This is a genomic window from Geminicoccus flavidas, from assembly GCF_009806515.1.
GTDB classification, from domain to species: domain Bacteria; phylum Pseudomonadota; class Alphaproteobacteria; order Geminicoccales; family Geminicoccaceae; genus Geminicoccus; species Geminicoccus flavidus.
On sequence record NZ_WUJP01000337.1, the window covers coordinates 1 to 3641 of the forward strand.

3 protein-coding genes and 1 pseudogene are annotated in these 3641 nt (G+C 69.1%); 3 read left to right on the forward strand and 1 reads right to left on the reverse strand.

The annotated features are described in order from the left end of the window. Positions 1 to 247, forward strand: a pseudogene (locus EQG76_RS09365) (ParA family partition ATPase); the annotation flags it as partial. Between the two features lie 41 nt (positions 248 to 288). Beyond that, a complete protein-coding gene (locus EQG76_RS09370) occupies positions 289 to 1656 on the forward strand; it encodes a glutamate--cysteine ligase (RefSeq protein WP_159712744.1) in 1368 nt (455 codons plus the stop codon). 126 nt (positions 1657 to 1782) lie between these two features. Here the strand turns inward: EQG76_RS09370 and rpmF are convergent, their stop codons facing one another. After that, complete coding sequence (gene rpmF, locus EQG76_RS09375) at positions 1783 to 1974, reverse strand: 50S ribosomal protein L32 (RefSeq protein WP_159712746.1); 192 nt, start codon at positions 1972 to 1974, stop codon at positions 1783 to 1785. Between the two features lie 221 nt (positions 1975 to 2195). Between rpmF and EQG76_RS09380 the strand changes: the two genes are divergently transcribed. Beyond that, entirely contained in the window at positions 2196 to 3329 is a 1134-nt protein-coding gene (locus EQG76_RS09380) for a DegT/DnrJ/EryC1/StrS family aminotransferase (RefSeq protein WP_159712748.1), read from the forward strand. The last annotated feature ends 312 nt before the right edge of the window (positions 3330 to 3641 follow it).

Below are 3641 nucleotides of genomic sequence, written 5' to 3' on the forward strand. Positions count from 1 at the left end.
CTTTCTGATGAACCGGGTGCCGCCGCGCAGCCGCGCGATCGAGGAGGCGGGTACGGCCCTGGCCGAGCTGGGTGTGGTGCCGCTCGACGCGCAGCTGGGCAACCGGCAAAGCTATGTCGCGGCGATGGCGCGGGGGCTGGGCGTGATCGAGCACGAGCCGCGCGGCACGGCCGCCCAGGAAGTTCAGGCCCTGCGCGCCGAGATCGTCCGGGTGAGCGGGCCGGAACTGGCCAAGGGGTCCGCCTAACAGGGGCGGACCCAGACGGATCTAGGAAAAGGAACGCACGCATGTCGGCACCGCCCAGTGGCCAGGGGGCGCCCATCGAGAGCAGGCACCAGCTGGTCGAGTGGATCGCTTCGGGCGAGAAGCCGGCCGAGGCCTGGCGGATCGGCACCGAGCACGAGAAGTTCGTGTTCCGCAAAGACGACCTGACGCCCGTACCCTATGACGGGCCGGACGGGATCGCCGCGGTGCTGGACGGGCTTGCCGAGAAGTTCGGCTGGGAGCGGCTGCTCGAGGACGGCCGGGTGGTGGCGCTGACCCGCAATGGCTGCAACATCACGCTGGAGCCGGGCGGACAGTTCGAGCTGTCGGGCGCGCCGCTGCGCACCATCCACGAGACCTGCGGCGAGGTCACCGGCCATCTCGAGGAATGCCGCTCGGTGGCCGAGCCTCTGGGTCTCGGCATGCTCGGCATGGGCTTCCAGCCGCTCTGGCCGCGCGCGGCGATCCCGTGGATGCCCAAGGGCCGCTACGCGATCATGCGCCGCTACATGCAGAAGGTCGGCACGCTCGGCCTGGACATGATGCTGCGCACCTGCACGGTCCAGGTGAACCTGGACTATGCGTCCGAGGTGGACATGGTGAAGAAGCTCCGGGTGTCGATGGCGCTCCAGCCGGTCGCCACTGCCCTGTTCGCCAACTCGCCCTTCTCCGAAGGCGAGCTCAACGGCTTCCAGAGCTACCGGGCCCATGTCTGGACTGACACGGACAGCGACCGGACCGGGATCCCGCCCTTCGTGTTCGAGGACGGGATGGGCTACGAGCGCTGGGCCGACTACGTACTCGATACGCCCATGTATTTCGTCTACCGCGACGGGCGCTATGTCGACGTGGCCGGGCGCTCGTTCCGCCGCTTCATGGAAGGCGGGCTGGACGAGCTGCCGGGCGAGCTTCCGACCATGAGCGACTGGTCGGACCATGTCACCACCCTGTTCCCCGAGGTGCGGGTCAAAAAATATCTGGAGATGCGCGGCGCCGATTGTGGTGCCTCCGACCAGCTCTGCGGCCTGCCGGCACTCTGGGTGGGCCTGCTCTATGACGGCACGGCCCTGGATGCCGCCCATGACCTGATCCGCGACTGGAGCATGGCCGAGCTCGAGGAGCTGCGCCGGGTGGTGCCGGTGCAGGGGCTGAAAGCACCGTTTCGCGGCCGCACCGTGCAGGACCTGGCCAAGGAGGTGCTGGCGATCGCGGCCCAGGGGCTGAAGGCGCGCGGCCGGCTCGACTGGATCGGCACCAGCGAGGAGCAGTATCTGGCCGACCTGCGCGAGACCGCCGCCAGCGGCCGCACGCCGGCCGACCGCAAGATCGAGCTGTTCCGGGGCCGCTGGCAGGGCCGGGTCGAGCCGGTGTTTGCGGAATTCGCCTACTGAGCCGGAATGGGCCGGGCTGGGGAGGGGCCTTCCGGCTGCCCGCGGGACAAGCAAAAGCGGGCGGTCTTGCGACCGCCCGCTTCCTACTCGTCGTCGCCGCCGCCGACCCCTTGGCTGGCGATAGGCTCAGCTCTCGGCGCTGTCCTTGGGCGTGATCACCTGGCGGCCGCGATACATGCCGGTCTTCAGGTCGACATGATGCGGGCGGCGATACTCGCCGGTCACCTTGTCCTCGATCACGGTCGGGACATTGAGCGCCAGATGGGCGCGGCGCATGTCGCGGCGCGACTTGGATACTTTTCGCTTCGGAACGGCCATGTTCGTCACCCTGGTACGAAGCGCCCGCCTGCGTTCGGGCGCGCAAAACTGCGACCGGGACGGCGGCCGACCCGGGGAGGCCGCTTGATAGAAGCATGACCCCCAGCAAGTCAACCCAGGGCAAGTCGTGGAAGGAATCCCGCAGCCGCTGCGGCCTTGCGCAGGCGCGGCCCCGGCCTAAGCTTCCGGCCCGCTTCCTTCACCTGCATGGATATCCGCCGATGGCGCCCGCACCGATCCCGTTCGTCGACCTGGCAGCACAGCGCCGGCGCCTGAGCGGGCGGATCGAGGCGGCGGTGCAGCAGGTGATCGAGAGCGGTGCCTATATCATGGGGCCGCAAGTGGCCGAGCTCGAGCAGCGCCTGGCCGCCCATGCCGGGGTCGCCCATGTGGTGAGCTGTGCCAACGGTACCCAGGCGATCGAGCTGATCCTGCGCGCCTGGGAAATCGGCCCAGGCGACGCGGTGTTCGTCCCGGCCTTCACCTTCGCCGCCACCGCGGAAGCGCCGGCCTGGCACGGCGCCACCCCGGTATTCTGCGATGTCGAGCCCGAGACTTTCAACCTGGATCCGGCCAGCCTGGAGGCGGCGATCGACCATGCCGCCACGCTCGGGCTGAAGCCGAAAGCGGTGATCCCGGTCGACCTGTTCGGCGTGCCGGCCGACTACCGGGCGATCCATGCCATCGCCCGCCATCACGGGCTGCGTATCCTGCAGGATGCGGCGCAAAGCTATGGGGCCAGCCGGGATGGCAAGCGGGCCGGCGCGCATGCCGATGCTGCGGCGACCAGCTTCTATCCGGCCAAGCCGCTCGGCTGCTACGGCGATGGGGGGGCGATGCTGACCGATGACGCCGATCTGGCCGCCCGGCTGCGCTCCCTACGCTTCCACGGCATGGGCGGCGGCGGCCAGTACGACAATGTCCGGCTCGGCACCACCGGCCGGCTCGACACGATCCAGGCCGCGATCCTCCTGGAGAAGCTGGCGATCCTGGACGAGGAGCAGGCGGCCCGGCAGCGCGTGGCCGACTGCTACGGTGCGGCGCTGGGCAATCTCGCCACCACCCCGCGCACGCCGGAAGGCGTGGCCTCGGCCTGGGCGCAGTACACGCTGCGCCTGCCCGACCGCGACCGGGTCAAGGCGGAGCTGGCCGGCCAGGGCATCCCGACCATGATCTATTACCCCAGGGCCCTGGCTGATCAGGCTGCGTTCGCCGGCTGTCCGGTGAGCCCCACCGGGATCCCGGTCAGCCGCCAGCTCACCGCCGAGGTCCTGGCCCTGCCGATCCATCCCTATCTCGAGGCTGGGGACCAGGACCGGGTGATCGAGGCGCTGCGGCGGGCGCTCGCCACCTGAGAAGCGAATAGTCGAAATTTTTTTCGCCACCGCCTTTCCACGGCCGGACGCCACCCTATATCTGCTAGGCCGGAGGTAACGGAACGCCAGGGCGCCAGAGGGATCGAAAAACCCTGTTGACGCCCACGGATGTTCCTTCTAGAACCCGGCCCACGCAGCCCGGCGGGGTGCTGGACGGCGGCGATGAGTTGCCGGCTGGTTCCAGGCGGTGCTGAGGGTTGGCCCGGTGGGGCTGATCTGGTGTGTTGTTTGACATCGTTGGTTGGTGGAGCGCTTGGAATAGAGCGTTTTGGAGGGATGTGCGGGCGGCGT

Coding starts and splice junctions, on each gene's coding strand:
- EQG76_RS09370 (WP_159712744.1), top strand. CDS start 289: ATGTCGGCACCGCCCAGTGGCCAGGGGGCGCCCATCGAGAGCAGGCAC.
- rpmF (WP_159712746.1), bottom strand. CDS start 1,974: ATGGCCGTTCCGAAGCGAAAAGTATCCAAGTCGCGCCGCGACATGCGC.
- EQG76_RS09380 (WP_159712748.1), top strand. CDS start 2,196: ATGGCGCCCGCACCGATCCCGTTCGTCGACCTGGCAGCACAGCGCCGG.